Here is a 25060-nt window from a genome sequence, read left to right on the forward strand (position 1 = left end):
TGATTATTTTCATAACCGCAGTGGAGAATTGAATGTCTCTTTTCACGAAGACGGCAGAAAGCGTTTTCGCGCCTTATAATAGTGACGGAACGCCGCGAGAGATCGAGCCGCTGGACGCGCAGGTCTGGGGCACCGAGACCGAGCGTTTGATCACGTCCTTCCAAGCCGGCGGCGGCATCATCTTTCCCGACAAGGCGACGATGGACGCGACGCTGACCTATGCCGCGAACCAGATGGCATGGGTGATGGGTGATGCCACGGTCGCCAATAACGGCATCTACCGCAAGATCGGTGCATCCGGTTCCGGCTCTTGGGTACGCATGGGCGATTTGCCGTTTCCGTTTATTCCGGCCACAGATGTCGGCGCCGGCACGCCGAATGCCATTCAGGCGACGAGCAGCCTTCCTGCGTCTGAATCGGCACTAATCTGGGTGAGCGTCTTCGAGCCGAACACGGGCACGCCTGTCACGATCTCCTTCAACGGCGGCGCGGTGCTGACGATCAAGACGAATGCGGGCAATAATCCGGCCGCTGGCGGGATCTCTGGTATCTTGCTCGGCCGGATCGTGGGGAACACGTTCCGGTTGGTGAGCGACCAGGTGAGCGCCGCCGTCCTTGCGGCGGCTGAGGCTGCGCAGGCGGAAGCCGAGAACGCTCGGGACACTGCGGTTGCCGCCGCCGGGAGTCTGGTTGTAACGCGCTTCGCGACCAAGGCCGACCTTGAGGGAATGTCCGTCAGTTCCACGGCAAAATCGGCCTGGCTTGCCGGGTACAACACGATCAGCGACAACAAGGGCGGCACCTATTGCCGGGTAAATGCGCAGCCGTCCCATGGCGACTGGATCCGCTCGACCGACCGGTATAGGGCGGACGGCGTCATCGATGCTACCAATGGCGGCTATTGGGAACGGCTCATCGATGAGCGCCGGCGCAGTGATAACGCGGCGCTTTTACAGTTTCACAAAAAGCGGATGCAGGACGGTGAAGCGGTACGGGTGCTGCCGTTTGGCGACAGCCTTACGGCTGGCACCGGTGCCGATCCTGGCTTTGCTTACCCGGCCCAGCTCTGGGATATGTGCAAACTCTACTACAAGAACACCAGCATCGTCTTCGGCAATGCCGGCGTCGGCGGAAATACCTCGCAGCAGCTGATCAGCCGCTACGCGACCGACGTGACCTCCTTTGCGCCTGATATCGTCATTCTTATGGTCGGGATGAACGATGCCAATCCGGACGCAGGAATCTCGGTGGAAACCTACGAGGCGAACCTGTCGCGGCTGGTCTCAATGATGAAGCGGGACGGCTATGCGGTCGTCATGGGCGATATCACTCCGCGGAAGCGCATGAACAACACCGGCCCGCAGTTCGTGGATGTTTACCGCAAGGCGTGTCATAGGGTCGCCGCTTCTCACGGCGTGCACTTGGTGCCCTTGAACGACATCATCACCGATCTGGTTTCCTCGAAGAACGGCTATTCGTTCGGCGACCTGACCTCCGACGGCATCCACTACACGAATGCTGGTTATGAACTGATGGCCGGGGCTTTCCTTGCCTACGCCCTTGCGACCGAACCGCTCAATGTCCGCTGCGGCGCGCAGAAGGATATGCTCGGCAGCCATGTCGTTCCCGTCGGCAATGCCGTGGTGACTTATGTGAAGATGGAGGACAATGCTGTCAACTCCAAGGAAGCGGCGACGCTCCGCTACACGGCGACGGATAACGCGTCCAACCTCGTTATCTACCTGTGGGTCGAGAATTACGAATATTCCGACCTGGTGCTCTATCTGACGCGGGAACGCCACGCGACGCTAACGCCATCATTGTTGCTCACCAACCTCGACATTCCCGGCGACACGGCCAATACGTTCACCCTCGGCACCAATGTAGGCGGTGGATCGACCGGCCGGGCGATCTCCGTTCCGCTGAGGGCCTGCCGTCTCCGGCCGGGGCTCAACCGGATCAACATGCGGGTGACCAGTACCCAAACGGCGGAGTTCGCCAAGTTTTCAGTCACCCCGGTTCCGCAGGACTTCTACGATTTGCGCGGCCTGTTCGACGAGCGCTATTCCGGAGCGAACGTGCCCTATTCGTCCGAGGCCGGCGCGCTCGACTACAACGCCGTCCCCGTCATCCTGGGGGCTCGGATGGGTATCAAGGCAGTCAAGTCGGGTGGCGGTCGAACCGTGCTCGGTCGTCTGGAAACGGCGCCGGAGAATGCTTCGACCTGGATGTCTCGCTACAGGATTCGCGGCAAGATGGTCGACGGTCTGGTGCTGGAGCTTGGCGAACAATCCAATCCGGGGCGAGAACATACACCGCTGGTCGAGTACAGCTTTGCCAAAACGTCCGGCACGGTCTGGACCGTCACTGCGACCTTCAGGGCGGCTGGCGGCAACATCGTCATCACGACGGTTGCCGTTACGGTCACCAACACTAATAACGACTTGACGCTGACCCTCTTCTTCAACCGGACAGATACCTCGCTGTACCTGGACAGTGTCACCGGTTCGCCGATCACGGTGCCATTCGCTTTGGGGCCGGCATTTTTGGTTGCTCGCAACGCTGGTGCGTCCGACGCGGTATTCAATCCGCCCTATCGTCTCGGTACGGGGGGGTACAACACCCTTGTCGACGGCGAGGAGTGGATCGATTTCGCGGCCTCGACTTTCAGCACGGTCATCGGTGGCGTGAAGAAGTCGGTTGCGCTGGCTTAGATGATATTTTCGAACCGTTCGATTTCTTCCGATCGCTCATCGATGATGATCGTAAGAAATTCCTCAAATGCCGATTGAAGATCGTTCATCGACTGTGAACGCCTGCACTTCTCGCGCAGTCGGATCAGTTCCTGCCGGCGATCTTCCGGTGATTTCAGCCCCATCGTTACCACTCTCACTCAAATATGCATCATTCTAAAAAGCCGGCGGAATAGCGCGCTCACCGGTCCCCTCTGGTGGGCGCCGCCCCCGGCATCCGATCGCTCATCGATAATGATCGTAAGGAGTTCCTCAAATGAGGATCGAAAATCATTCATCAGCTTTTGTGAATGCCTGGACTTCTCGCGGAGCAGGATAAGATCCTGCCGGCGATCCTCCGGTGATTTCAGCCCCATTTCAGTGCCCACCATTTATCAGCCGTCTTACGCCTATCTCAGGCACAACCTATAGGCAAGTGGGTGGCATTTCGGGGTGCCGTATCGTATTTCTCGTTCAAGGGGAATCGGAGCTGTGTCGTCGAAATGTCTATAGACGTCCTAATCAACGAACTTAAGGGCTTGAAAGAAGGGGATCGGGGCGTCGACAGAAAAATTGCCCGTCAACTCGGCTGGAAACGGCATGTGGAAAATCGAGGCACAAACCAAAACGGCCAGCCTATCGAGAAGGTCAAATGGATAGGGGCGGAAGACGGAAAGCTGCCCCTTTTTACGGATTCGCTTGACGCCGCCTTTGGCCTGGTTCGGATCGTGACGGGGTTTAGGCTCGGCGGAGTCAGTTGGGGCAACGGGGAATTCAGGGCTGTTATCGGCGAGGGCCTTTATTGTACCGGCGCGACACCGGCAATCGCACTGTGCATCGCGGCGATGACCGCGAAGCGGGGCGAAGACCAAGACGAAGAATAATGAAGCTGCCGCGTTGGCTTAGAGAATCGGTGCGTGAAACAATCACCAGCACGCCCGTAGCGACAAAAGTCCATCGGGCGGATCGAAAGTCACAAAGCAGGAGTCTCCGAGTTCCGTTAACAGGCGTGGTTCTCGTGGCCGAAATGCAATCCTGAATTCCTGCTGAGCACTGAAATGCGATGGTTTGCAAAAGGGACCTTCGTCGAACATCGTCTCGCTCGGGATGTTTCGCTCCCGTTTGTCGTAGGTAACCTCTTCAAGGTAAGCTCCGCTAAACCAATGGTGAATTGGCCGGCCGAGAATTTTTCCGGTAGCGACGATGCACTCGTAGAGTTGTTCGACGTCGGATATTTCGACACAAGAGTCATACCGATACCCGTCCGGGGCATCGACGCACATGGCTTTTCTTGCTGACTTGAACGGCTCTCTAGAAAGGCAGAGGATGTAAAACTCCTCACCTACAATTCTGTGCGTGCCTGGTCCGATGACAATTTCCGTATCTTCGCGAATGCCGGTAATGATCATCTTGTGGGCACCTTGGATCATGACGTTATCGCCGATGTTCGGGTCGCGCCCGGATATGCGAATTTCATCGTTTATACCGGTGGACACACCTTCTAGTCGGTCAGCGATCCACTCTTGATCGTCCGCAACTTCCATGCTGCGGAAATGCTCCAGCGTTCCTAGTCGCATCGTCCCCCATAGGATCGACTGCACGTGCTTTGCCATGCAAAATTTATAGAACGCCAACTTTCATGCCTCCGATGACCGAGTGGGTTGAAGTTTTTTACTGGCGCAACCGGTAACACAACCAGACGGCGATGCGCTACCTGGCAGTAAGTCGTCGGCCGCCCCGGCAATTCGCTCCCTGATCCACTTCGGATCGTTTTCAACAAAAAGGAAAACAGATGGACAGAACCGTGCCTCCCGGCGCGGCGATCCTGCTTGACTTCATCCGTGAAACGGAAGTCGGGCAGGCCGACCGCGCATCCTATGACGTGATCTATGGCCACAACCAGGACAAGCTGCCGCAGCCGCTGACGACCATGACCTATGGCGAGGTGGTCGATGCGCAAAAGGGCTGGTCGAAGCGTTTCAAGTCGAGCGCGGCCGGCGGCTACCAGTTTATGCGGCACACGCTGATCGACCTGGCGAATGCCATGCCTTCGATCAAGGGCACCGATCGCTTCACGCCGGATCTGCAGGACCGGCTCGGCTACAAGCTGTTGGTCCGCCGCGGCTATCCGGAATTCATCGTCGGTAAGATCGACATCGTCGAGTTTGGCAAGCGCCTGGCGCAGGAGTGGGCATCGTTTCCCGTTCTGGCGGACACCAAGGGCAATGAGCACGAGGTGAGGCGCGGGCAGTCCTACTATGCCGGCGACGGGCTCAACAAGGCGCTGGTGAAGCCAGAGAAGGTGGAGGCGTTGCTGCGCGAGGTCCTCGAAGTGGCGCGGCGGCCGCATGAGGTCGAGGAGGGGCCGCAAGCAGCGCCGCCGGCTGTGCCTGTGCCAAAGCCGAAACCAAAGCTGGTACGCAAATCCGGCCGATTCTGGACCTGGCTGCTGACGGCCGGCGGAACGATCGTCACGGCGCTGAAAGAGCTGAACCTGGTGGCGCTCGACTGGCGGGTGCAGATCGCCATCCTCGCCGTCATCGTCGGCTTCGCGATCTACGCGATCAGCTCGATGCCGGCGGTGCGCGACGCGTTGGGGCTGAAATGATGATCCCCTGGTCGAAGATCCTCGGCGGCGTGCTTGTGCTCGCCGCCATCGCCTGGGTCGTCCTCGAGATCCGCGAGGACGGCGCCGAATCCGTCAAGCAAGCCATCGAAAGGCAGAACAATGAAGCGGCTCATCAATCGGACGCTGGCCGCAGCGATTATGACCGTTGCCTCGATGGGGGCGGCGTGTGGGACTTCGGCGCCGGCAGATGTCGCAGGCCTGCGCCGGGTCGTCGGAACTGATCTGATCGGCGCGCGAGGGGCAACGCCAGCGGATCAACGGAAGATCGACCGGACCGTCGTCGGCATCTGCGCCGCGGCGGTCTGGACGAAGGCGGAATGTGCGAGACACGGGGAAGGGCGCTGATGCCGCAGAAATACACGTCTTTGATTGAACTGCTCAATGCATGGTTCGGCGGCGCCGCGACGACGATCATCGGCGCGGTTGTCGGACGCCTGATGTGGCACACGAACGAAGTCCGGAAGATGCGCCGGAAGTTCTTCGGCAAGGAGCTGCTGTGGGAAATGCCGATCGCCGTCGGTATGGCCTTCATCGGTGAGGGGCTTTCGACCTGGCTGCAACTTGAGCAACCGATGGCGACAGGGCTGATCGCGGCACTCGCCTATCTGGGGCCGCGCGGATCCGAGGTGCTGTTCATGAAGTGGTTTGGGGCGAAGGTAGAGAAGGGCTAGAATGCCGCCGGATCTGCGCAAGCGGGCTTGATCTCGCTTGTGCCTTCACTATCTCTATAGCAGTAGCGACGTTCGAAGCGGTTCCCTTGGATGGAACAGGGCGAATGCGCCCCAGCAACATAATTGATACGTCGCAAAGGAGGAGCTGCAGCGTGCGCCCACTGCAGCTCTGTATGTGTTCAGGCCATCTCGCGGTCTTGAGGAGATGGGCCGCCGTCGTCGCCGTCATCATCGTCACCCGGCCACCATCCTTGCCAATCATCACCGAGCGCCTCTTTAGCCTGCTGGCCGTCCAGCCGGGTCATGAGCCGCTGGAGCAGTTGGTGTTCCGTGATGCCGCTCTCCGGTGGCAGGTATGCGGCGATATCCTTCTGGCAATCCCAGATCAGCTTTTTCATTTTGAGCGCATCGGCCATGATCGGTCTCCTCGGCAGGGTCAAGGCCTAGTCCGGATCCATTCCTCGTTGTCGAGCATGCATTGCAGGTCCTCTGGCACCATCCCCGGCCATTCGCACCGGAGGATGGCATCGTAGCATGCCTCCGCCTCGAGCGCCGCCGCCCTTGCGGAGTCGGCCTGACCATTCGGGCGTTGCCACCTATTGCTGTTCTTCGCCCAATTCCAGGTCATGTACCAATTCCACCAGCCCATATGGTACCAGTGGATGTGCGCGATATGGCGGCTGCCGTCGTACCCGGAAAAGTTCTATGTTGATACAAGTCCAGCCTTTGTGCGGAACGCCCGGCTTCGACCACTTCCCCAGACCGCCGCGAGGCCCGTCCAATCCCATTCTTATTATTCCTTTCCTCAGCCTCGTTTTAACTTGGTGAGGCTTGGAACGATACGCAAGGGACGGTTGAGTTTTCTCCGCGTTCTCAGCTAACGCCGCAGGTGTGAGACATGCGGGCCGAAATACGTAATGAAACGTCAGCTCGCCTTTGTGTCCCACAAATCTGCAAGTAGTTGATCCGGCGCGCTTACCTCGCGTCGGCATGGGGCACCACCATTCAAAACAGTGTGTCCACTATCTCCCGGGCAAACCCTCCATGGTGGCGCGGAGCGGCAAAAGTGCACCGACACAGTGATCGATGAACTGCCGTACTCGTTTGGCCCTCTTCAGTTCCGGGTGCGTCAAGATCCACAACGCGCTCGCCAAGGAACCCTCCGGTGGCGTCAGGCGCTCCAGGTCGGGCGTGTTGTCGCCAAGGTAACACGGCAGATACGCCGCCCCAATTCCCGCGCAAACGGCAGCGAAAACTGCTTCCGTTGAATTCGCGCTAAAGGCTATCTGGTGGGGCGCGACCCTCGTGGCCAAATAGCGTGCCGCAGCCAAGTCACTGAGCTCACCTGCGAAACTGATCCACCGCCCCTCGAAGGGATCTTCCGCTCCGTGCGATTCTGAAACGCGTCTGTACGGCGCCCATCCAATTGTTGCCAGCCGTCTACCGACCAGATTCTCGGGTGGCCTGTTTGTGGCTCTTATGGCCACATCGCAGTCCCTTTGCGACAGATTCAATGAGACGTTGCCCGTCACCACCTCCAGCGACATTCCGGGGAACCTGGATTGAAAGGACGCAAAAATGCCGGCTAAAAAGCGCGACATGATGGTGTCGTTGGTGGCAATCCGAATATGACCAACGGGGCTCTGGTCGGCACCCGCGATCTTTAGCGACGTGGCTTGGACATCTCGCTGCATGCGCATCGACAACGCGAATATCTCGGCACCTTCCTGAGTGAGTTCGTAACCCTTTCGATGCCTTTCAAAGAGTTTTACCCCGAGCGAGGCCTCAAGGCGCGCTATGCGACGAAACCCGGTTGAATTGTCTATGCCGAGCGCATGTGCGCCTCTCGCTACACTTCCGCCCTCCGCGACCGCCTTCAGCAGCCTCAGGTCATCCCAAGACAGATGATCGTCCTGCATCGATTTCTCACGCGCTTACACAATTGGGCGCATTGTTCGCCGCGAGGAGTTTCAGATGCAAGCCCGTTGCGGTCACTTATGAAGGTCGCAGAGACTGCTCCACGCGGAGCAGCGCATCCTCATCTCGGAGTGGCGGGCGTGATCGCGGCGCGCGCAAGCTTTTCCTGCAACGGGCGCGCGCCGGCTACTGGGAGCCTTGGCGCTAAGCGACGGCCATCATGCTAATTTCGATCAATTGGCTCGGGAAGGCCAAGCGGGGAGTAACGAGAATAGTGCTAGCGACAGCGGGCTTTTGAGAGCCAAATGCTTTTTTTCGCACCGGGCCAGCCACCTTGAAGGCTGCATCCATGTCCAGCACGTATATAACTTCCTGCACCACACTTTCCATGGTCAACCCGTACTGCGCCAGCAGCTTCGCGCAGTTGGCATAGGCCTGCTCCATCTGAGCTCCCATATTCGAGAAGTCCGTAACTTTTCCGTTCGCGTCGATGGGCGCCGGGGCGATTATTTCTCCGCTGTCGTTGTGGCTTAATTGGCCGGAGAGGTGGATGGTGTCGCCGACCTTTACGGATTGCGCATATCCATATTCGTCTTCCCACGGCATGCCCATGCCTTTTGCGGATTTTTGTCCGCCACTTCCCTCGGCGCGACCGGGTGTGCCGAATGCGGTTACGGCCGCTGCTGCCAGGCCAGAAAGCGCAACGAGACGGCGGCGCGTGTGATTGAACGATGGAGTATCCGAACTGCTCATAGCGGTGTGTTCCCTTTGTTCATGATCGCGACGTGACGCATCTTGGCACCGCGGCTCACTCACTCAAGGCTCATCCGCGCGAGTCCGTTCTTGCAAAATTGCGATCAAGGGACAGCGCGAGCTTCGTTGCGCCCTCTTGAGCACCCATTGAACTCGCCCAAGCAGAAATGTTAACTGCATTGCAACAATTCTGTTGCGGCCGCCCATGCTCCCGAAAATCGAAAACTACGACGAACTTTATCGCGATTTCCGCTGGCGGATTCCGGAGAAGTTCAACATCGGCGTTGCGGTCAGCGATGCCTGGGCGGAGCGGGAGCCGGAGCGTGTCTGCCTCCAGCATTTCAGACCTGATGGCGCGCATCTGTCTCTGACCTATGGCGCGTTCGCGGCGCGCTCGTCGGCCTTTGCTGCCGGATTGGCGGACCACGGCATCAAGCGCGGCGACCGCGTCGCGATCTTCCTGCCGCAGGGTTTCGAGGCGGCAATCGCGCATGTTGCGATCTACAAGCTCGGCGCGATTGCCTTGCCGCTCGCCTTGCTGTTCGGCGTCGATGCGCTCGAATATCGCCTGCTGGATGCTGCTGCGACCGCCATCGTCACCAACCGGTTCGGCTACGAGCGGCTTGCGGGGATCCGGGACAAACTGCCGGAACTCGGTCTCGTGGTACTGGCGGAAGAGGAGGACGAGCCAGCCACGGTCCGTTTCGACCGGCTCGCAAACAGCGAGAGGCGTTTTGCTGCCGCCGATACGACGCCGGATGATCCGGCGCTGATGATCTATACCTCCGGAACGACCGGACCTCCGAAGGGGGCGCTCCACGGTCATCGCGTCCTGCTCGGCCATCTGCCGGGATTCCAGTTCCATCATCATTTCCTGCCGCAACCGGGCGACCGGATGTGGACCCCGGCCGACTGGGCCTGGGCCGGGGGGCTTCTGAACACGCTGCTGCCGTCCCTGCTGCTGGGCGTACCGGTGGTTTCGTCGCCGGCGCAGAAATTCGACCCGCTTATGGCCTTCCGGATCATGGAAGAGATGGATGTGCGCAATGCCTTCATCCCGCCGACTGCGCTTCGGCTGCTCAAGGCCGTCGATCGGCCCCGCGATCGCTACGCCCTCAAGCTGCGGACGATCGGCTCCGCCGGCGAGGCGCTCGGGCGGGAGACTTTCGAGTGGGCAAAGGCAGCGCTCGGCATCGATGTCAGCGAGTTCTATGGCCAGACGGAGTGCAATATCGTCATCTCTTCGGCCGCGGATCTCGGTGTCTTGAAGCCCGGCTCCTTGGGCAAGGCGGCCCCCGGTCATCGTGTGGCGATCATCGACGGCGAGGGGAGGGTCCTGCCGCCGGGAACGGTCGGGCAGGTGGCCGTGCAGCGCCCGGATCCGGTGATGTTCCTCGGCTATTGGCGCAATGAACGGGCGACGGAAGCGAAGTTCATCGGCGATTGGATGACGACCGGGGATCAGGGCGTGATGGACGCGGAGGGTTATTTCACCTTCTTCGGCCGAGACGACGACGTCATCACCTCATCGGGGTACCGCATCGGTCCCGGCGAGATCGAGGATTGCCTGGCCGGCCATCCGGACGTTCAAATGGCGGCGGTCGTCGGCAAGCCCGATCCGCTGCGCACCGAGATCGTCAAGGCTTATGTGGTGCTGAGACCAGGCGCCCCTGCCGATGAAGAGGTTGCAGCCGGGATCCGCGACTGGGTGAAAACCAGGCTCTCCATGCACGAATACCCGCGCGAGATCGAGTTCGTCGACAGCCTGCCGCTGACGACGTCGGGGAAGGTGATCCGCCGGCTTTTGCGCGACCGGGCCGCTGCCGAGGCGCTTCGGGAGTAGCGGGAGCGACGTCAGCGGCCGGCGAGCGCCCGTATCTTCTCGCGCAGCAGCCGCGCCATGTTGCGGGTGTTGCGATAGAGGTGGAGTTGGGCCGCAACCTGGCGGACGTCGCGGTCACGGTTCTGGTGCAGGCCGATGACGAGCGTTCCCATCTCCTCGCGCTCCTGCCAGAAGCGGCTAATCATCGGGTGATCGGGCACCGCGCAGGAATCGGAGCGGGTAATGTTGGCGTCGTCGAGGTGCCATTCCGTCAGTTCGGCGAGCAGCAGCTTGCCGGGCGAATATAAGGCATATCGCTCGTCATAGGCGGTCTTCCACGTATAAGCCTCGCCGGCCATCAGCAGAACGACCATGGCGGCGATCGCCTTGCCGTCGAGATCGAGTGTGTGGATGCGGACGCTGTCGGTCTCGGCGAGATTGGTGATCGCCTCGCGAGCAAAGGCGGCGCGGAAGCGATCCGTGATCATGGCGCTGCGTTCGCGCCCCTTCCAGCCGGAAGCCTCCAGCGCCAGGAATTCCTCCATGCGCAGCCGGATCTCCTCAGGCTGGCGCGCGACGTTGTAGGTCAGCTGTCCGTGCTTTTCGAGGTTCTTCCACTGGCGCCGCAATTCCTTGAAATGCGCGCGTTTGATTGACTTGCGCAGATAGGTCGGACCGTCGAGCAGGCTTTCCAGCATCGGCCGTTCAAAGCTGTCGGTCACGGTGAGCGGCAGGTTTTCGCTGATCGCGACGGCACGCGCGAGCTGTGCGAAGCGGCCCTTGAGTCTTACATCCGGCAGCACGAGCACCGGCGGCAGACCGGAGGAGGGGGCGGCCAACGCTTCGTAGAGATTGCTGATCGTTTCGGCCGCATCTTCTGCATCGAGCAGCGGCACGCCCAGCGGTCCGAACGGGTTGGACCAGGCACGAATGATCGAGGGGCCGATCGCAAAGCCCGGCTTCTCGATCGAAAACGGCATGAGGAAGCGCATTCGGCTGCGGCGTTCGTCGTTGTCCCGGATCACGGCGAGCCGGATGACGCGGTCTTCCAGGCGCGGCATGGCCGGGGCGAGGAAGCGGCCGGTAAAGAATATGTTCGGTTCTATCGCGCGGTTGGAAAGGTAATCGAGCTCTCGCTGCAACTCGTAGCCTGCCCTTGCGGAATAGATCGAAAGATAGCGGCCGGGCCGCCCCACGCTGATGGTCTGCTCGGGTTGTGACGCGTCGAAGCCGGGTTGGGCCAATCCGCCGAGCAGGCGGCTCGCCCTGCCGTTCGTGTTTCCGGGGAAGGGTGTATTGCCGATCATGGACGGATCGCCTCGTTCTTGTCGTTGCCGCTTCCTGCGCCCGCGAAAGCGAGAAGGGGGATGGCGAAGGTGCGTCTTGCCGCGAGGTGCAGAATTGCCGCCTCGAAGAACATCGCGCCGGCGGTGGCGAAGGCTGCGCCCATCAGGCCGAAGGCCGGGATGAGAACAAAGTTCAGCGCGATGTTGACGGCGAGCGCGGTCGCGTAAAGCATCGCACAGAGCTTCTGTCGGCCGGCCATGGTAAGCAGGGTTTCGACCGGGCCGACGAAGGCCTTGGCCAGAATCCCGGCAAACAGGACCGCCATCAACGGCGCGCCGGCGGTGAAGGCCGGGCCGAATAGCGACAAAAGAAAACGACCGGCGATAAGCACCGTGCCGCCCATCGCGAGCGAGGGCCAGAAGGACCAGTGTGCGCTTTCGGTTGCGATTTCTGCAAGCTGGCGGCTTTCGCCGGAAGCCATCGCCTCGGAGAAGCGCGGCCCCGCCGCCGCCTTTACGGCGAACATGACGAAATGAACGAGAGCCATGGTCTTGGCAGCCGCAAAGTAGATCGCGACGTCGTCTGGCGGCAGGTAGAGCCCGACGATCACCACGTCGGAATTTGTCAGCAGGAAACCGAAACCTTCGACTAGAAATATCGGCACGGAAAGGCGCAGCCATGATCCGAGTTCGATCTTCATCGGCCCGCGAACGTAGCGCCTGCGCAGGCGCGACGTCATCGCGAGAAACTGCGCGAGCGTCGTGATGTAGGTGGCTGCCAGCGCGGCGACCATTGCCGTCTTCGCCGTATTCGGCAAGCCGGCGGCGATGGCTAACACCATGAAGACGAGAATGAGCAGCGGCCGGACGATGAAGGTGGGGCTCATCGCCGCAAGCGGCCAGCTATGCGCGCGGGCGGTGCCGTCCATCACGTCGCCGAGCGCAATCATCGGCAGGGCGACCAGGCCGAGGTAAAGGGCGACGAGATGATAGTGCTCGATCATGTCGGCAAAGAACCAGAGACCGATGCCGCCGATGGCGGCGAGTACGGTCGCCGACAACAGCGCAAAGACGCGCGCCACGGTCGTCAGCCCGCGGATCTCGGCCACGGCGTCCGCCATCTGATATTCCGGCACGAAGCGGATCACGGCCGCATGCAGGCCGAGGCAGGACAGGTTGCCGAACAGGACGGCCAGGACCCAGACGAAGACGAAGACACCGTATTCGAACTCGCCCATCAGACGAGCGAGAACGATCTGCGAGACGAGGGCAATGGCCGCGCTGAAGATGCGGATCGCGAAGGCGATCAGCGCCGTGCGCTGGGCGCGGCTCTTCGGATCAGCGCCGGACGCGATCGGTCCAAGCCTGGCCAGCAGCGGAGACAGGCGTTGCCTCAGCGCCGACGGCAGCATTCGTCCGGCTGATTGACATACCGCCATGAACACGAGGACACCCTGACACTACGCAATACAGGGCCTCACTTCTGCCAGATCAGCGTTAACAAACGGTTCAGCGCGGCATTCGCGGAAAGCTGTCACGTCCTAATGAAAATGCCGCCCGAAGGCGGCATTCGATCATGCTTCGTATATTCCGTGGCAATGCTTGTATTTCTTGCCCGAGCCGCAGGGGCAGGGCTCGTTGCGCGATACCTTGCCCCAGGTCGAGGGATCGGCCGGATTGCGGTCCGCCGGTGCCGCGGCCAGCAGCGGCGCACCAGCATGCGCGAAGTCATCCTCGCCGGTCAGCGGATCGATGTGATGACCCTCCATCGGCGGCAGAGCCTGCGGTGCCTCCGGTGCCTCTCGCACCAGTTCGACGCGCATCAGTTGCGCCGTCACGGCCTGGCGGAGATTGCCGAGCAGGCCCTGGAACAGTTCGAAGGCCTCGGACTTGTATTCCTGCAGCGGATCGCGCTGGGCGTAGCCGCGGAAGCCGATGACCGAACGAAGATGGTCGAGGTTGACGATGTGTTCGCGCCAGAGATGGTCGAGCGTCTGCAGCACGACGGAGCGCTCGACATATTGCATGATGTCGGGACCGAAGCGTTCCGCCCGGTCGGCCGCAGCCTTGTCGGCGGCAGCGGTGACGCGTTCGAGAATATCGTCCTCGGCGATGCCCTCCTCGGCCGCCCATTCGGTGAGAGGCAGGTCGAGGTTGAGATATTGCTGGACGTCCGCCTTCAGGCCCTCAACGTCCCATTGCTCGGCATAGGCTCGCTCGGGAATCCGCTTGCTGACGATTTCCTCGATCACTTCGTTGCGCATGTCGGTGACCGTCTCGGTGACGCTCTCGGCATCCATCAGCTCAATACGCTGCTCGAAGATGACCTTGCGCTGATCGTTGAGCACGTCGTCATATTTCAACAGGTTCTTGCGGATGTCGAAGTTGCGCGCCTCGACCTTCTTCTGTGCCCGCTCGAGCGCCTTGTTGATCCATGGATGGACGATTGCCTCGCCTTCCTTCAGGCCCAGCTTCTGCAACATGCCGTCCATGCGGTCGGACCCGAAGATGCGCATCAGGTCGTCCTGCAGCGACAGGTAGAACTTCGAACGCCCGGGGTCTCCCTGACGGCCCGAGCGGCCACGCAACTGGTTGTCGATGCGGCGGCTTTCATGGCGCTCGGTTGCGAGAACATAAAGGCCCCCGGCGGCGAGTGCCTTCTCCTTGAGCTTCTGCACTTCTTCGCGGATCGCCTTTTCTCGTGCCTCGCGCTCCGGCCCCGGCTCCATCTCGGCCAGTTCCTGCTGGATGCGCATATCGGGGTTGCCGCCGAGCTGGATGTCGGTACCGCGGCCGGCCATGTTGGTGGCGATCGTCACGGCCCCCGGGACGCCGGCTTGCGCGACGATATAGGCTTCCTGTTCGTGGTAGCGGGCGTTCAAGACCTGGAATTTCGAGAAGCCGCTCTTCTTCAGCATGTCGGCGAGGAGTTCGGACTTTTCGATGGAGGTGGTGCCGACCAGCATCGGTTGGCCACGTTCGTGCGCGGCCTTGATCTCGTCGATGATCGCTTTGTACTTCTCGCCCGCCGTCCGATAGACCTCGTCGTCCTCGTCGGCGCGCTGGATCGGCAGATTGGTCGGAACTTCAACCACTTCGAGGCCGTAGATGTTGCCGAATTCCTCTGCTTCCGTCGCTGCCGTACCGGTCATGCCGGCAAGCTTTTCGTACATGCGGAAGTAGTTCTGGAAAGTGATCGAGGCGAGCGTCTGGTTCTCGGGCTGGATTTGGACCTTTTCCTTGGCCTCCAGCGCCTGGTGCTGGCCTTCGGAATAACGACGGCCCGGCATCATGCGGCCGGTGAACTCGTCGATGATGACGATCTCGCCGTTGCGCACGATGTAGTCCTTGTCGCGCGTGAAGAGCTTGTGGGCCTTCAGCGCATTGTTGACATGGTGGACGATCGCGACGTTCTCGATGTCGTAAAGCGACTCGCCCTTCAAGAGCCCTGCCTGCCGAAGCATGTTTTCGAGTTTCTCGGTGCCTTCCTCCGAGAAGTTGGCCGAGCGCTGCTTCTCGTCGATCTCGTAGTCTTCAGGTGCAAGCAGCGGAATGAACTCGTTGATCGTATTGTAGAGGTCGGAGCGGTCGTCGAGCGGACCGGAGATGATCAACGGCGTGCGTGCCTCGTCGACCAGGATGGAGTCGACTTCGTCGACGATCGCGAAGAAGTGACCGCGCTGTACCATCTGCGAGCGCTCATATTTCATGTTGTCGCGCAGATAGTCGAAGCCGAGCTCGTTGTTGGTCGCGTAGGTGACGTCGCAGGCATAGGCGTCGCGGCGCTGCTCGTCGGTGAGGCCGTGGATGATGACACCGGTGGTCAGGCCAAGGAAGCCGTAGATGCGGCCCATCATGCCGGCGTCGCGTTGGGCAAGGTAATCGTTGACGGTGACGACATGGACGCCCTTGCCGGCGAGCGCATTGAGGTAGACAGGCAGCGTCGCGACGAGCGTCTTGCCTTCACCGGTCTTCATCTCGGATATGGCGCGCTCATGCAGGATCATGCCGCCGATGAGCTGAACGTCGAAGGGGCGCAGGCCGAGCACGCGGCGCGCGGCTTCGCGCACGACGGCGAAGGCGGGCACGAGGATGTCGTCGAGCGTCTTACCTTCGGCCAATTGCCGGCGGAATTCTGTGGTCTTTGCCGCCAGCGCTTCGTCGCTGAGCGCCTTCATTTCGGCTTCAAGCGCGTTGATGTCGTCCACCCGGCCCTTGTAACTACGGACGCGGCGCTCATTGGCGGAACCAAATAACTTGCGGGCTAGGCCGCCGAGACTGACCATACGAATGGCCCTTTCTTTATTTGTCGCCTGGGGTTTCAGGTTGGGCTTGAAAAACCACATAATGCCATGAAACGCCCGGAAACTGTTCTGGACGCGAGGTTGCGTGACAGATAAGAGGGGGGTCGGATTATGTCAACGCACTTGCACTGCTGGATGGCTACAGATCAGCCACATTCTGGTGTTGTGCAGCCGCAGGGCCTGAGGCAATCGCGCCGGCGGTCAATGGTGAAAGGTTAGTGAAATGTCCAGATACAAGACTTTGGCGGCTGCGGTTTTCGTCGCGGCGATCGCTTTGCAGGGAGCGCACGCCGAAGAAACCGATCCGGTAATCGCGAAGGTTGGCGAGCAGGAAGTCCGCCAGTCCGAGCTCAATCTCGCTCTCGGTGGTCTCGATCCTCAGCTTCAGCAGATGCCGGAAGAACAGAAGCGCGCCGCCGCGCTTTCGGCCGTCATCGATGTCAAGCTACTGGCAAAGAACGCCGAGAAGGAGGGCCTCCAGGACGACGCTGTCTTCAAGCTGCGCATCGCCTATCTCACCGAACGCGAACTGCACAATGCGTTCTTCAAGAAGCATGTCGTGGATGCGGTGACGAAGGAAGATGTCAAGGCACGCTACGACAAGGAAATTGCCGCAATCCCGGCGCAGGAAGAGATCAAGGCACGCCACATCCTGGTGAAGACCGAGGACGAGGCCAAGGCCGTGATCAAGGAGCTTGACGCCGGCAAGAGCTTCGTCGAACTCGCCAAGGCCAAGTCGTCCGATCCGAACAAGGATGACGGCGGCGATCTGGGCTATTTCGCCAAAGGCCGGATGGTGCCGGAATTCGAGGCAGCCGCCTTCGCTCTCGAAAAGGGCACCTACACCAAAACCCCGGTGAAGACGCAGTTCGGCTTCCACGTCATCCTCGTCGAGGACAAGCGCCCGCAGGCGCCGCCGACGCTGGAACAAGTCGAGCCGCAGGTTCGTCAGCTCGTCATGCGTGACAAGTACCTTGAGCTCCTGGCTTCCGCGAAAAAGGAAACCGGCGTCGAAATTTCGGATCCGGCGCTCAAGAAGGCCTACGACGAGGCCAACAAGCCCCAGGAAACGAAGTAAGCTTTCGCCGGATGTCGTTCGTCTGAAGGGCTGAGCGACATCCGGCTCACTCATTGTCGATGCCCGACGGTTCGATTCCGTTTGGGCATTTGCCGCAACATCATCCACGGTTCTCCAAAGCAGGTTCGTCCCATGTCCGGCTCCGTTTCTCCGCTCGCTCCGAAAACCTTCGCCGAAATGCCGCCGCTTCGAGGCGTGCGCATGGCTACGGCAGCCGCAGGGATCAAGTACAAGAACCGCACCGACGTGCTGATGATGATCTTCGACGAGCCCGCTGCGGTCGCTGGCGTCTTCACCCGATCGAAATGCCCGTCGGCGGCGGTCGATTTCTGCCGCAGGAATCTGCCGGCAGGTGTTGCCCGCGCCGTCGTCGTCAATTCGGGCAATGCCAATGCGTTCACGGGCAAGAAGGGGCGGGAGGCGACCGAACTTACGGCGCAGTCCGCAGCCAAGGCTGTCGGATGCACCGATAGCGAGATATTCCTCGCCTCGACCGGCGTGATCGGTGAGCCGCTCGATGCGACTAAGTTCGCCGGCGTCCTCGATGGTCTTGCGGTTTCCGCTAAGGAAGATTTCTGGTTCGAGGCGGCCAAGGCGATCATGACAACGGATACTTATCCGAAGGTCGCGACCCGCAGTGCCAAGATTGGTGACGTCACTGTGACGATCAACGGCATCGCCAAGGGGGCGGGCATGATCGCGCCCGATATGGCGACGATGCTTTCCTTCGTCGTGACGGACGCGGACATCGCGCCGCCAGCACTGCAGGCTCTGCTTTCCGCCGGCGTCGGCCCGACCTTCAACTCCGTCACGGTCGACAGCGACACCTCCACCTCTGACACGCTGATGCTGTTTGCCACCGGCGCGGCGGCGAAGGACGGTCAGGCGAAGGTCGTGGACGCTGTCGATCCGCGCCTCGACGCCTTCCGCGCGGCGCTCAACGACCTGCTGCGCGATCTGGCGCTGCAGGTGGTGCGCGACGGCGAAGGTGCCCGCAAGATGGTAATCGTAACCGTCGAAGGCGCGGAGAGCGATGCCGCAGCCAAGCGCATTGCGCTGTCGATCGCCAATTCGCCGCTCGTCAAGACGGCTGTTGCCGGCGAGGACGCGAACTGGGGCCGGGTGGTCATGGCTGTCGGCAAATCCGGAGAGATGGCCGAACGGGACCGGCTTGCGATCTGGTTCGGCGATGTGCGCGTTGCAGTCGAGGGCGAGCGGGATCCGGGCTATTCCGAGGCAGCGGCAAGCGCCGTCATGAAGGGCGAAGACATTCCGATCCGTGTCGACATCGGTCTCGGTTCGGGTCGTGCGACCGTCTACACCTGTGATCTGACCAAGGAATATGTCGAGATCAACGGCGACTACAGAAGCTGATGCTCTGGTTCCCTGATCCAAGGTTGCGAACGAATGACATCGAATGACAGGCAGCCGCCGACGACGGGCGCGGCGGTTGGGGACGCGATGATGGTTGATCTCCCGAGTGTGCGCCGCCTGGAAGCCGTCGGCTTCCGCGCCTGGCCGGCCGCAAGCGTTCAGTATGACGGCAGCTGGTTGATCCGCCTTACGGCGGGACATGCATCCAAGCGCCTGAACTCGGTCAACCCGCTCGACCCGTCGGATTACCGTGACATTCACATCCGGCTCGAAAAGGCAGGCAAGCGCTTCTCCGATTACGGCCGTCCGCTCATCGTTCGCCAGACGCCGCTGACGCCGCCGCAGCTGATCGCCTACATGGACAACGAAGGCTGGGTCGCATTCGGGCACAGCCTGGTGCTGACGGCGGACCTAGCCGAGCGCGAATTCGGCGATGGCATAGACCACCTCCCCATCAAGGATGTCGGCCGTTTCGTCGATGCGCGCATCTTGATCGGCAAAGAAGAGCCGCAGACCAAGCCGGCGCTTACAGAAATCATCAATGCCATCAAGCCGGAATGCGGCCTGTTCCTGTTCGAAGACCTTGAGATCGGCCCGACCGCCGTGTCGCTGGTGGTCCAGGACAACGATCTGGCCGGCATCATGCAGTTCGCGGTCGCCGAGGGCGTGCGCCGACAGGGGGTCGGTTCGGCGTTGCTCGATGCCTCGCTACGCTGGGCGCGCCTCAAGGGTGCGAAGAAAGCCTGGCTGCAGGTGGAGGCCGAAAACGAAGCGGCGGTCGAGCTCTACCGCAAGGCCGGCTTCACCGAGGTCTATCGTTACCTTTATCGCGCGCCGAGGGCCTGACGCATGGATGTGCAGGAAAAGAAGATCGTGCTGGTTGCGGCCTGCGCTCTGGTCGATTCCGATGGCCGCATTCTCCTGGCGCAGCGTCCGGGGGGAAAGCCGCTTGCCGGGCTTTGGGAGTTTCCCGGCGGCAAGGTGGAGCCTGGTGAAACGCCCGAGGCGACGCTGATCCGTGAGCTGGAGGAGGAACTCGGCATCCGCACCAAGGTCGCATGCCTTGCGCCGCTCACCTTCGCGAGCCACAGCTATGACGATTTCCATCTGCTGATGCCGCTCTATGTATGCCGGCGATACGAGGGCTTTGCCGAGGGGCGCGAGGGCCAGACGATCAAGTGGGTGCGACCGAAAGCGCTGCGCGACTATCCGATGCCTCCGGCGGATGAACCGCTGATCCCGTTTCTGATGGATTTGCTCTGATCCTGAAAAGGCGCACGCGGTTGCGTCTGGCCTGATTGTTTCCCTCCCGGGACGCGAATCTACCGGAAATCTCGAACTTTATTAATCAAAAGTTTATCACCCTGGCGGCATGATAGGGCCATCAGTTTCGGTGCCTGCCGGCTTAAGGCGTGGCTCCGGTTTCGAGCAGGTGTGGTCAGGTCGAGGCTTGGGAAGGGTGCTTCGCCCGCCGCTCTTTACGTGTTTGCGAGGCTGGGATGGTGGACGAAGATTTCTGGAGGACAGTTCAGGACAAGGATCTGGCGGCGAGCCAGGCCCGTCGGACGGGCGTGCTCAATCTGTCGCTGCTGTTCGGAACGGCGGTGATTGCGCTGACGATGATCCTCACGCCGATGCTGTCGTCAAAGGCGGACAGGCGCATGCTGGCAAATACGCCAATGGGCTACGACAATATTTCGACCGGCTCGATTCCTTCCAACGGTACCAGCAGGCGCTACACGGTGCGCCGCAGCGTGCTGCAGGAAATGCCGGGCGCCGTCTGCATCATCGACGCGGACGGCAGCAAAAGCGGATGCTGAGTTGCAGCGAGCTTTGTGCGTGTGAGAAGACGCATGGCGCTGCAGGCCGGCATTTCCCGCTCCGGAACGGGCAAAACGGGGGAAGGGTGCATGGCCAAGTTCGCAAGCTTCATTCGTAGCAGAGACGGCGCCACAGCCATCGAATACGGCCTCGTCGCCGCGCTTATTTCCGTCGGTCTGCTGATCGGGCTGGAGAGTCTCTCCGATTCGCTGCTCGGCCTCTTCAATCACGTGTCGGACACGGTGGAGTCGGCCTGGGGGTGAGTAGGCGCCGAAGGCGCCGAAAGGCCACGTCCCGGGATTCAAAGTGCTACAGTGTGCTTTGCGCCTGATAGGACGCGCGGCGCTGTAGTGTCGTCTATTTTTCTTTCAACGGATGTTCGTTGACTCCGAGCGCTTCGGAAAGCCTTTGCTTCGCGGAACCGGGTCGTAACGGCTTTTGCTGGCTCTCGTGCGGTGCCCAACCGGAAACATAGATGACCGAGAACGTCGCGCGGATGCGGCCATCGGGGTCGGAGAAGCGTTCCGCATAGATCTCGGCTGCCCTCAGGAAGAACCGCCTGGAAACCGGCACGCGACTGCGGGCCGTCAGCGGGTTGGCCATGCCCATGGCCCTCAGGTCCTTCAGCAATCCGAAAAGCGAATCGTAGCGGACCGTGTAGGTTTCGGCGTCCGCGACCGGCAGGGCAAAGCCTGCCCGCTGCAGGAGCGCACCCATTTCGCGGACGTCGGCAAAGGGAATGACCCTTGGGCTCGCCCCGCCGGTCAGTTCGGCCTCGGCGGTGAGAAGCGACTCGCGAAGCTCCTGCAACGTGCCGTTGCCCGGGATCGCCGCGAGGAACAGGCCATCCGGCTTCAACACGCGACGAGCCTGGATGAAGACGCCCGGCGTATCGTTTGTGAGATGCAGCGAAAGCGGTGACACGAGAAGGTTGAGCGATTCCGGTGCCGCGGGAATCTGCTCGAGTGGGGCGACCGTGACAGGTCGGTCGCCGGAGCCGAAGCCTTCCTCCGTTTCCACCCGCTCGATGATTCCGACCTTGCCCGTCGCTGCAAGACAGCGGGCCGTGGGGCCGGTGTAACCATGCAATTCCATTGCCCGGTCGAAATGCCGTTCAACGACGCTGACGCGCTCGGCGAGCTCTTGCGCCACGATATCGAGCAGGAAGGTTGCCTTCTGGTCGCCGTTGATGAGGGCCCTGTGGCGGTGCGCCTCGACGAGGCTCTGGTCAAAGATGATTTCCACGATACTCTCTCCGAAATCACGGATGCAAAGAAACCCTGAAGTGGACAAAGTCAACCATATGGAGCCGGAAGGATGGCGAAATCGGGCCTTGCGATGGACGGCGCTGTTGCGCCGCCTCGGGAGCGAAGCCGTCGGCATCGTCTTTCCACCGGTCTGCTGCGGCTGCGGTCGGCTGACGGGCGATCATCATGCCGTATGCCCGGCCTGCTGGTCCGGTCTGCGGCTGATCGAGCGACCCTATTGCGAGATCCTCGGGCTCCCCTTTGCCTTTGATCCCGGACCGGGTTCCCTCTCCCCCGAAGCCATCGCCGATCCGCCCGTCTTCGACCGGCTCCGCTCGGTCGCGATCCACGACGGTGTCGTGCGCGATCTCGTCCACGGCTTGAAATACCGCGACCGCACCGATCTGGCGCCGATGATGGGCGAATGGATGATCCGTGCGAGCGACGGCGCGGTCGCGGCTGCCGACATGATCGTACCGGTTCCGCTCCATGCATTCCGCCTCTGGCGGCGAAAGTTCAACCAGGCCGCCGAACTCGCCCGTGTGATCGCGGGTCACGCGGGAAAACCCTATCGACCGGACGTGCTCCGCCGCATCAAGCGCACCAGCCGGCAGGTCGGTCTCGGCGCCCGGGCGCGTGAGGAAAATGTTCGCGGCGCTTTCGTCGTCCCTGAAAGCGGCAGGCCGGGTCTCAGCGGGAAAAGAATTATACTCGTCGACGATGTATATACGACCGGTGCAACCGTCTCGGCCGCCACCCGTGCGCTGAAGCGGGCGGGGGCTGGAGATGTCACGGTCTTGACCTTTGCAAGAGCCATGTCCGGTCCTATATGACAATCAGATATCCGGCGTCGTGCTGGTGAAGGAACGGTTCAACAATATGGCTTCGGTCGTCATTTATACGCGTCAGTTCTGCGGGTATTGCTCGGCAGCGAAGAAACTTCTCGAAACCAAAGGCGTCACCTTCGTCGAGCATGACGCGACCCATGATCCGGGCCTGCGCCAGACGATGATCGAAAAGTCCAACGGCGGCACGACTTTCCCGCAGATCTTCATCAACGGCCTACACGTCGGTGGTTGTGACGACCTGCATGCGCTCGACCGGGCTGGCAAGCTCGATGAGATGCTCGTAGCCTAGAGGTTTGACGCGCGGCCATCGCGCACGACCCCTTGGCGTGCGTGAAGGTGGCTACGGAGAGAAGAAAGATGAGTTTCAAAGCTGCTGCCGTCCAGATGTGCTCCGGCGTCGATCCCGCAAGAAACGTGGAGACGATGGCGAAGCTTGTGCGCGAGGCGGCCGCTCAAGGCGCGACCTATATCCAGACCCCGGAAATGACCGGCGCCATCCAGCGCGATCGGACAGGGCTTCGTTCCGTGCTGAAGGACGAGGCGAACGACATCGTCGTGCGCGCGGCCTCAGCCCTTGCCGGTGAGCTCGGCGTCTATCTTCATATCGGCTCGACGCCGATCGCCCTTTCCGACGGCAAGATCGCCAATCGCGGCTTCCTCTTCGGGCCGGACGGGGGCAGGATCTGCGACTACGACAAGATCCACATGTTCGACGTGGATCTGGAGAATGGCGAAAGCTGGCGAGAGAGTGCGGCGTATCGACCCGGCACCACGGCCCGTGTCGCCGATCTTGCGTTCGGCAAACTGGGCTTTTCCATCTGTTACGACGTTCGCTTCCCTGAGCTTTTCCGTCAGCAGGCCGTTGCCGGCGCCGAGATCATGTCCGTGCCGGCGGCCTTCACCAAGCAGACCGGCGAGGCGCATTGGGAGATCCTGCTGCGTGCCCGCGCCATCGAGAACGGCGTTTTCGTCATCGCCGCCGCGCAGGCTGGAAAGCACGAGGATGGTCGTGAAACTTTCGGTCATTCGATGATTGTCGACCCGTGGGGTCGCGTGCTCGCCGAGGCAGGCCCGACCGGAGAGGGGATCATCATAGCCGATATCGACACCGCCGCGGTGCATGGCGCGCGCGCCAAAATACCCAATCTCAAGAATGCCCGCAGTTTCGTGCTGGACGAGGTGACGCCGAACGGGAAAGGGGGCGTTGCAGCGTGATCCGTTACAACCTTTCGTGTGATAATGGCCATGATTTCGAAGGCTGGTTCGCGTCGAGCGACGACTTCGATTCGCAGGTCGAGCGGCGTCTGGTCGCATGTCCCGCTTGCGGCTCTCACTCCGTCAGCAAGCAGCTGATGGCGCCGTCGGTGTCGACAGCACGCAAGAAGGAGGCGACGCGCGCGCTGGTGATGGATCGCGCCCAGAAAGAAACGATCGCCAAGATCCGCGACCTGGTCAATTCGATCCGCGAGAATGCCGAGGATGTCGGCGAACGTTTCCCGGAAGAGGCGCGCAAGATCCACTATGGCGAGGCCGAGCAGCGCGGGCTGATCGGCAAGGCTAGCGCGGAAGAGGCGATGGCGCTTCTGGAAGAAGGTATCGAGATCGCACCTCTACCGGTGCTGCCGGATGATGCGAACTGAAGTCGGTCTCAGCGGTGCCGGTAAGTCAGAGCGGACGCCTGGCGACGATCATGTAGTTGACGTCCATATCCTTAGACAAGTTCCATTGATTGGCGAGCGGATTGAAGAACACGCCGGTTCGGTCGGTGATTTCCATGCCGCTTGCCTCGAGCGGCCTTTCCAGCTCTTCCGGACGAACCAGCTTCTCGTACTGGTGGGTGCCGCGCGGGAGCCAGCGCAACAGGTTTTCCGCGGCGAAAATCGCCAGCGCGGCGGCTTTCACGGTACGGTTGATGGTGGCTATGAACATCAGCCCACCCGGCCGCACCATGTGGGCGCAGGTGGTGATGAAGAAATCGACGTCTGCGACATGTTCCACCACCTCCATGTTGAGGACGACGTCGAAGCTTTCGCCGGCCTCGGCGAGCGCCTCCGCGGTGACTGCGCGGTAGTCGACGGAAACGCCGCTTCCGGCCGCGTGGGTCCTGGCGATGCCGATATTCTTTTCCGATGCGTCGGCGCCGAGGACATTCGCACCCATGCGCGCCATCGGCTCGGAGAGCAGGCCGCCGCCGCAGCCGATGTCGAGCAGCCGCAGGCCCTTGAGCGGCTGCGGACCCTTGGGATCGCGGCCGAAATGCTCTGACACCTTGTCGCGGATATAGGCAAGGCGCACCGGATTGAACTTGTGCAGCGGACGGAACTTGCCGGTCGGATCCCACCATTCGGCCGCCATCGCGGAAAACCGATCCACCTCGCTCTGATCGATCGTGGTGCGTGCCGTCTCGCTCATCAGAGCCTCCTTGCATTTCGCCTCGGCGGATAAGGTTCGACCCGCTCGAAATTTCGCCATTCTGATCGTGAAGTCGGACGATCGAAGGGCGATGTCAAGGGGCGAGTCAACCGCCAGTGGCCGTACAGTGCTAAGGCGGAAGTGATGGCGGGACGAGGAGGTGGCC

28 protein-coding genes are annotated in these 25060 nt (G+C 61.2%); 17 read left to right on the forward strand and 11 right to left on the reverse strand.

From position 1 onward, the window contains the following. The first annotated feature begins 32 nt into the window (after positions 1 to 32). Positions 33 to 2714: an SGNH/GDSL hydrolase family protein gene (locus GHK62_RS33210; protein ID WP_153443248.1), complete on the forward strand. Its 2682-nt coding sequence runs from the start codon at positions 33 to 35 to the stop codon at positions 2712 to 2714. Here GHK62_RS33210 and GHK62_RS33215 read toward each other — a convergent pair. Together GHK62_RS33215 and GHK62_RS33220 are read right to left on the reverse strand one after the other, a co-directional pair. Beyond that, complete coding sequence (locus GHK62_RS33215; RefSeq protein ID WP_153443249.1) at positions 2711 to 2878, reverse strand: hypothetical protein; 168 nt, start codon at positions 2876 to 2878, stop codon at positions 2711 to 2713. The two genes, GHK62_RS33210 and GHK62_RS33215, sit on opposite strands and share 4 nt — an antisense overlap. Positions 2879 to 2893: 15 nt before the next feature. Continuing rightward, entirely contained in the window at positions 2894 to 3124 is a 231-nt protein-coding gene (locus GHK62_RS33220) for a hypothetical protein (RefSeq protein ID WP_153443250.1), read from the reverse strand. Positions 3125 to 3235: 111 nt separating this feature from the next. Between GHK62_RS33220 and GHK62_RS33225 the strand changes: the two genes are divergently transcribed. Further along, positions 3236 to 3616: a hypothetical protein gene (locus GHK62_RS33225; RefSeq protein ID WP_153443251.1), complete on the forward strand. Its 381-nt coding sequence runs from the start codon at positions 3236 to 3238 to the stop codon at positions 3614 to 3616. 42 nt (positions 3617 to 3658) lie between these two features. On the opposite strand, the gene GHK62_RS33230 is transcribed toward GHK62_RS33225, so the two are convergent. After that, complete coding sequence (locus GHK62_RS33230; protein ID WP_153443252.1) at positions 3659 to 4366, reverse strand: hypothetical protein; 708 nt, start codon at positions 4364 to 4366, stop codon at positions 3659 to 3661. Positions 4367 to 4524: 158 nt separating this feature from the next. On the opposite strand from GHK62_RS33230, the gene GHK62_RS33235 reads away from it, so the two are divergent. Genes GHK62_RS33235 through GHK62_RS33250 form a run of 4 tightly spaced genes read left to right on the forward strand, consistent with a single transcriptional unit; the run spans position 4525 to position 6032 of the window. Next, a complete protein-coding gene (locus GHK62_RS33235) occupies positions 4525 to 5340 on the forward strand; it encodes a lysozyme family protein (protein ID WP_153443253.1) in 816 nt (271 codons plus the stop codon). Then, the gene (locus GHK62_RS33240) at positions 5340 to 5582 is read left to right on the forward strand and encodes a hypothetical protein (RefSeq protein WP_234887143.1); all 243 of its coding nucleotides are present in this window, start codon (positions 5340 to 5342) and stop codon (positions 5580 to 5582) included. The genes GHK62_RS33235 and GHK62_RS33240 overlap by 1 nt, the downstream gene beginning before the upstream one ends. Beyond that, a complete protein-coding gene (locus tag GHK62_RS34765; protein ID WP_153443255.1) occupies positions 5500 to 5706 on the forward strand; it encodes a hypothetical protein in 207 nt (68 codons plus the stop codon). Before GHK62_RS33240 ends, GHK62_RS34765 begins: the two co-directional genes overlap by 83 nt. Next, positions 5706 to 6032, forward strand: a complete 327-nt coding sequence (locus GHK62_RS33250) for a phage holin family protein (RefSeq protein ID WP_153443256.1) — start codon at positions 5706 to 5708, stop codon at positions 6030 to 6032. Before GHK62_RS34765 ends, GHK62_RS33250 begins: the two co-directional genes overlap by 1 nt. A gap of 179 nt (positions 6033 to 6211) precedes the next feature. Here GHK62_RS33250 and GHK62_RS33255 read toward each other — a convergent pair whose 3' ends face one another. From GHK62_RS33255 to GHK62_RS33265, 3 genes are all read right to left on the reverse strand, one after another. Beyond that, positions 6212 to 6448 carry a hypothetical protein gene (locus GHK62_RS33255; protein ID WP_153443257.1) on the reverse strand — a complete coding sequence of 79 codons (237 nt, stop codon included), beginning with the start codon at positions 6446 to 6448 and terminating at the stop codon, positions 6212 to 6214. Between the two features lie 606 nt (positions 6449 to 7054). After that, entirely contained in the window at positions 7055 to 7951 is an 897-nt protein-coding gene (locus GHK62_RS33260; protein WP_153443258.1) for a LysR family transcriptional regulator, read from the reverse strand. 202 nt (positions 7952 to 8153) lie between these two features. Next, positions 8154 to 8702, reverse strand: a complete 549-nt coding sequence (locus tag GHK62_RS33265) for a Rid family hydrolase (protein ID WP_234887144.1) — start codon at positions 8700 to 8702, stop codon at positions 8154 to 8156. Positions 8703 to 8907: 205 nt separating this feature from the next. Here GHK62_RS33265 and GHK62_RS33270 point away from each other — a divergent pair, with 205 nt between their 5' ends. Next, on the forward strand, positions 8908 to 10545 hold the full coding sequence (locus tag GHK62_RS33270) for an AMP-binding protein (RefSeq protein ID WP_153443259.1): 1638 nt from the start codon (positions 8908 to 8910) through the stop codon (positions 10543 to 10545). An 11-nt stretch (positions 10546 to 10556) separates the two neighbouring features. On the opposite strand, the gene GHK62_RS33275 is transcribed toward GHK62_RS33270, so the two are convergent. The 3 genes from GHK62_RS33275 to secA form a co-directional block, all read right to left on the reverse strand. After that, positions 10557 to 11831, reverse strand: a complete 1275-nt coding sequence (locus GHK62_RS33275) for a GNAT family N-acetyltransferase (RefSeq protein WP_153443260.1) — start codon at positions 11829 to 11831, stop codon at positions 10557 to 10559. Next, positions 11828 to 13222, reverse strand: coding sequence for a lipopolysaccharide biosynthesis protein (locus GHK62_RS33280; RefSeq protein ID WP_167528436.1), 1395 nt, complete (start codon positions 13220 to 13222; stop codon positions 11828 to 11830). The genes GHK62_RS33275 and GHK62_RS33280 overlap by 4 nt, the downstream gene beginning before the upstream one ends. Positions 13223 to 13384: 162 nt before the next feature. Next, positions 13385 to 16096 carry a preprotein translocase subunit SecA gene (gene secA, locus GHK62_RS33285; protein ID WP_153443262.1) on the reverse strand — a complete coding sequence of 904 codons (2712 nt, stop codon included), beginning with the start codon at positions 16094 to 16096 and terminating at the stop codon, positions 13385 to 13387. 241 nt (positions 16097 to 16337) lie between these two features. Here secA and GHK62_RS33290 point away from each other — a divergent pair, with 241 nt between their 5' ends. The 6 genes from GHK62_RS33290 (at position 16338) to GHK62_RS33315 (ending at position 20650) form a co-directional block, all read left to right on the forward strand. Next, positions 16338 to 17192, forward strand: coding sequence for a peptidylprolyl isomerase (locus GHK62_RS33290; RefSeq protein ID WP_153443263.1), 855 nt, complete (start codon positions 16338 to 16340; stop codon positions 17190 to 17192). 132 nt (positions 17193 to 17324) lie between these two features. Continuing rightward, positions 17325 to 18566 carry a bifunctional glutamate N-acetyltransferase/amino-acid acetyltransferase ArgJ gene (gene argJ / locus GHK62_RS33295; RefSeq protein WP_153443264.1) on the forward strand — a complete coding sequence of 414 codons (1242 nt, stop codon included), beginning with the start codon at positions 17325 to 17327 and terminating at the stop codon, positions 18564 to 18566. A gap of 33 nt (positions 18567 to 18599) precedes the next feature. Further along, a complete protein-coding gene (locus tag GHK62_RS33300) occupies positions 18600 to 19412 on the forward strand; it encodes a GNAT family N-acetyltransferase (protein WP_167528433.1) in 813 nt (270 codons plus the stop codon). A gap of 3 nt (positions 19413 to 19415) precedes the next feature. Beyond that, a complete protein-coding gene (locus GHK62_RS33305; protein WP_153443265.1) occupies positions 19416 to 19829 on the forward strand; it encodes a (deoxy)nucleoside triphosphate pyrophosphohydrolase in 414 nt (137 codons plus the stop codon). Positions 19830 to 20065: 236 nt separating this feature from the next. Continuing rightward, positions 20066 to 20386 carry a hypothetical protein gene (locus tag GHK62_RS33310; RefSeq protein ID WP_153443266.1) on the forward strand — a complete coding sequence of 107 codons (321 nt, stop codon included), beginning with the start codon at positions 20066 to 20068 and terminating at the stop codon, positions 20384 to 20386. A gap of 90 nt (positions 20387 to 20476) precedes the next feature. Continuing rightward, positions 20477 to 20650, forward strand: coding sequence for a Flp family type IVb pilin (locus GHK62_RS33315; protein ID WP_153443267.1), 174 nt, complete (start codon positions 20477 to 20479; stop codon positions 20648 to 20650). Positions 20651 to 20744: 94 nt separating this feature from the next. Here the strand turns inward: GHK62_RS33315 and GHK62_RS33320 are convergent, their stop codons facing one another. Beyond that, positions 20745 to 21632 (reverse strand): methyltransferase domain-containing protein, encoded by an 888-nt coding sequence (locus GHK62_RS33320; RefSeq protein ID WP_184108567.1) that lies wholly within the window; start codon positions 21630 to 21632, stop codon positions 20745 to 20747. A 58-nt stretch (positions 21633 to 21690) separates the two neighbouring features. Between GHK62_RS33320 and GHK62_RS33325 the strand changes: the two genes are divergently transcribed. The 4 genes from GHK62_RS33325 (at position 21691) to GHK62_RS33340 (ending at position 24122) form a co-directional block, all read left to right on the forward strand. After that, positions 21691 to 22467 (forward strand): ComF family protein, encoded by a 777-nt coding sequence (locus GHK62_RS33325; RefSeq protein ID WP_167528434.1) that lies wholly within the window; start codon positions 21691 to 21693, stop codon positions 22465 to 22467. Positions 22468 to 22513: 46 nt separating this feature from the next. After that, positions 22514 to 22771, forward strand: coding sequence for a glutaredoxin 3 (grxC, locus tag GHK62_RS33330; RefSeq protein WP_153443286.1), 258 nt, complete (start codon positions 22514 to 22516; stop codon positions 22769 to 22771). Positions 22772 to 22839: 68 nt separating this feature from the next. Next, positions 22840 to 23697, forward strand: coding sequence for a carbon-nitrogen hydrolase family protein (locus GHK62_RS33335; RefSeq protein WP_153443270.1), 858 nt, complete (start codon positions 22840 to 22842; stop codon positions 23695 to 23697). Further along, entirely contained in the window at positions 23694 to 24122 is a 429-nt protein-coding gene (locus GHK62_RS33340; RefSeq protein WP_184108566.1) for a DUF1178 family protein, read from the forward strand. The genes GHK62_RS33335 and GHK62_RS33340 overlap by 4 nt, the downstream gene beginning before the upstream one ends. Before the next feature lie 25 nt (positions 24123 to 24147). On the opposite strand, the gene ubiG is transcribed toward GHK62_RS33340, so the two are convergent. Next, positions 24148 to 24894 carry a bifunctional 2-polyprenyl-6-hydroxyphenol methylase/3-demethylubiquinol 3-O-methyltransferase UbiG gene (ubiG, locus tag GHK62_RS33345; protein ID WP_153443271.1) on the reverse strand — a complete coding sequence of 249 codons (747 nt, stop codon included), beginning with the start codon at positions 24892 to 24894 and terminating at the stop codon, positions 24148 to 24150. Positions 24895 to 25060: the final 166 nt, after the last annotated feature.

It is taken from the genome of Sinorhizobium terangae (assembly GCF_009601505.1).
GTDB lineage: Bacteria > Pseudomonadota > Alphaproteobacteria > Rhizobiales > Rhizobiaceae > Sinorhizobium > Sinorhizobium terangae.

What these genes read in the sequence shown, in the direction of transcription:
- GHK62_RS33210 (WP_153443248.1), top strand. Translation starts at nt 33, where the DNA reads ATGTCTCTTTTCACGAAGACGGCAGAAAGCGTTTTCGCGCCTTATAAT.
- GHK62_RS33215 (WP_153443249.1), bottom strand. Translation starts at nt 2,878, where the DNA reads ATGGGGCTGAAATCACCGGAAGATCGCCGGCAGGAACTGATCCGACTG.
- GHK62_RS33220 (WP_153443250.1), bottom strand. Translation starts at nt 3,124, where the DNA reads ATGGTGGGCACTGAAATGGGGCTGAAATCACCGGAGGATCGCCGGCAG.
- GHK62_RS33225 (WP_153443251.1), top strand. Translation starts at nt 3,236, where the DNA reads ATGTCTATAGACGTCCTAATCAACGAACTTAAGGGCTTGAAAGAAGGG.
- GHK62_RS33235 (WP_153443253.1), top strand. Translation starts at nt 4,525, where the DNA reads ATGGACAGAACCGTGCCTCCCGGCGCGGCGATCCTGCTTGACTTCATC.
- GHK62_RS33240 (WP_234887143.1), top strand. Translation starts at nt 5,340, where the DNA reads ATGATCCCCTGGTCGAAGATCCTCGGCGGCGTGCTTGTGCTCGCCGCC.
- GHK62_RS34765 (WP_153443255.1), top strand. Translation starts at nt 5,500, where the DNA reads ATGACCGTTGCCTCGATGGGGGCGGCGTGTGGGACTTCGGCGCCGGCA.
- GHK62_RS33250 (WP_153443256.1), top strand. Translation starts at nt 5,706, where the DNA reads ATGCCGCAGAAATACACGTCTTTGATTGAACTGCTCAATGCATGGTTC.
- GHK62_RS33255 (WP_153443257.1), bottom strand. Translation starts at nt 6,448, where the DNA reads ATGGCCGATGCGCTCAAAATGAAAAAGCTGATCTGGGATTGCCAGAAG.
- GHK62_RS33260 (WP_153443258.1), bottom strand. Translation starts at nt 7,951, where the DNA reads ATGCAGGACGATCATCTGTCTTGGGATGACCTGAGGCTGCTGAAGGCG.
- GHK62_RS33265 (WP_234887144.1), bottom strand. Translation starts at nt 8,702, where the DNA reads ATGAGCAGTTCGGATACTCCATCGTTCAATCACACGCGCCGCCGTCTC.
- GHK62_RS33270 (WP_153443259.1), top strand. Translation starts at nt 8,908, where the DNA reads ATGCTCCCGAAAATCGAAAACTACGACGAACTTTATCGCGATTTCCGC.
- GHK62_RS33275 (WP_153443260.1), bottom strand. Translation starts at nt 11,831, where the DNA reads ATGATCGGCAATACACCCTTCCCCGGAAACACGAACGGCAGGGCGAGC.
- GHK62_RS33280 (WP_167528436.1), bottom strand. Translation starts at nt 13,222, where the DNA reads ATGCTGCCGTCGGCGCTGAGGCAACGCCTGTCTCCGCTGCTGGCCAGG.
- secA (WP_153443262.1), bottom strand. Translation starts at nt 16,096, where the DNA reads ATGGTCAGTCTCGGCGGCCTAGCCCGCAAGTTATTTGGTTCCGCCAAT.
- GHK62_RS33290 (WP_153443263.1), top strand. Translation starts at nt 16,338, where the DNA reads ATGTCCAGATACAAGACTTTGGCGGCTGCGGTTTTCGTCGCGGCGATC.
- argJ (WP_153443264.1), top strand. Translation starts at nt 17,325, where the DNA reads ATGTCCGGCTCCGTTTCTCCGCTCGCTCCGAAAACCTTCGCCGAAATG.
- GHK62_RS33300 (WP_167528433.1), top strand. Translation starts at nt 18,600, where the DNA reads ATGACATCGAATGACAGGCAGCCGCCGACGACGGGCGCGGCGGTTGGG.
- GHK62_RS33305 (WP_153443265.1), top strand. Translation starts at nt 19,416, where the DNA reads ATGGATGTGCAGGAAAAGAAGATCGTGCTGGTTGCGGCCTGCGCTCTG.
- GHK62_RS33310 (WP_153443266.1), top strand. Translation starts at nt 20,066, where the DNA reads ATGGTGGACGAAGATTTCTGGAGGACAGTTCAGGACAAGGATCTGGCG.
- GHK62_RS33315 (WP_153443267.1), top strand. Translation starts at nt 20,477, where the DNA reads ATGGCCAAGTTCGCAAGCTTCATTCGTAGCAGAGACGGCGCCACAGCC.
- GHK62_RS33325 (WP_167528434.1), top strand. Translation starts at nt 21,691, where the DNA reads ATGGAGCCGGAAGGATGGCGAAATCGGGCCTTGCGATGGACGGCGCTG.
- grxC (WP_153443286.1), top strand. Translation starts at nt 22,514, where the DNA reads ATGGCTTCGGTCGTCATTTATACGCGTCAGTTCTGCGGGTATTGCTCG.
- GHK62_RS33335 (WP_153443270.1), top strand. Translation starts at nt 22,840, where the DNA reads ATGAGTTTCAAAGCTGCTGCCGTCCAGATGTGCTCCGGCGTCGATCCC.
- ubiG (WP_153443271.1), bottom strand. Translation starts at nt 24,894, where the DNA reads ATGAGCGAGACGGCACGCACCACGATCGATCAGAGCGAGGTGGATCGG.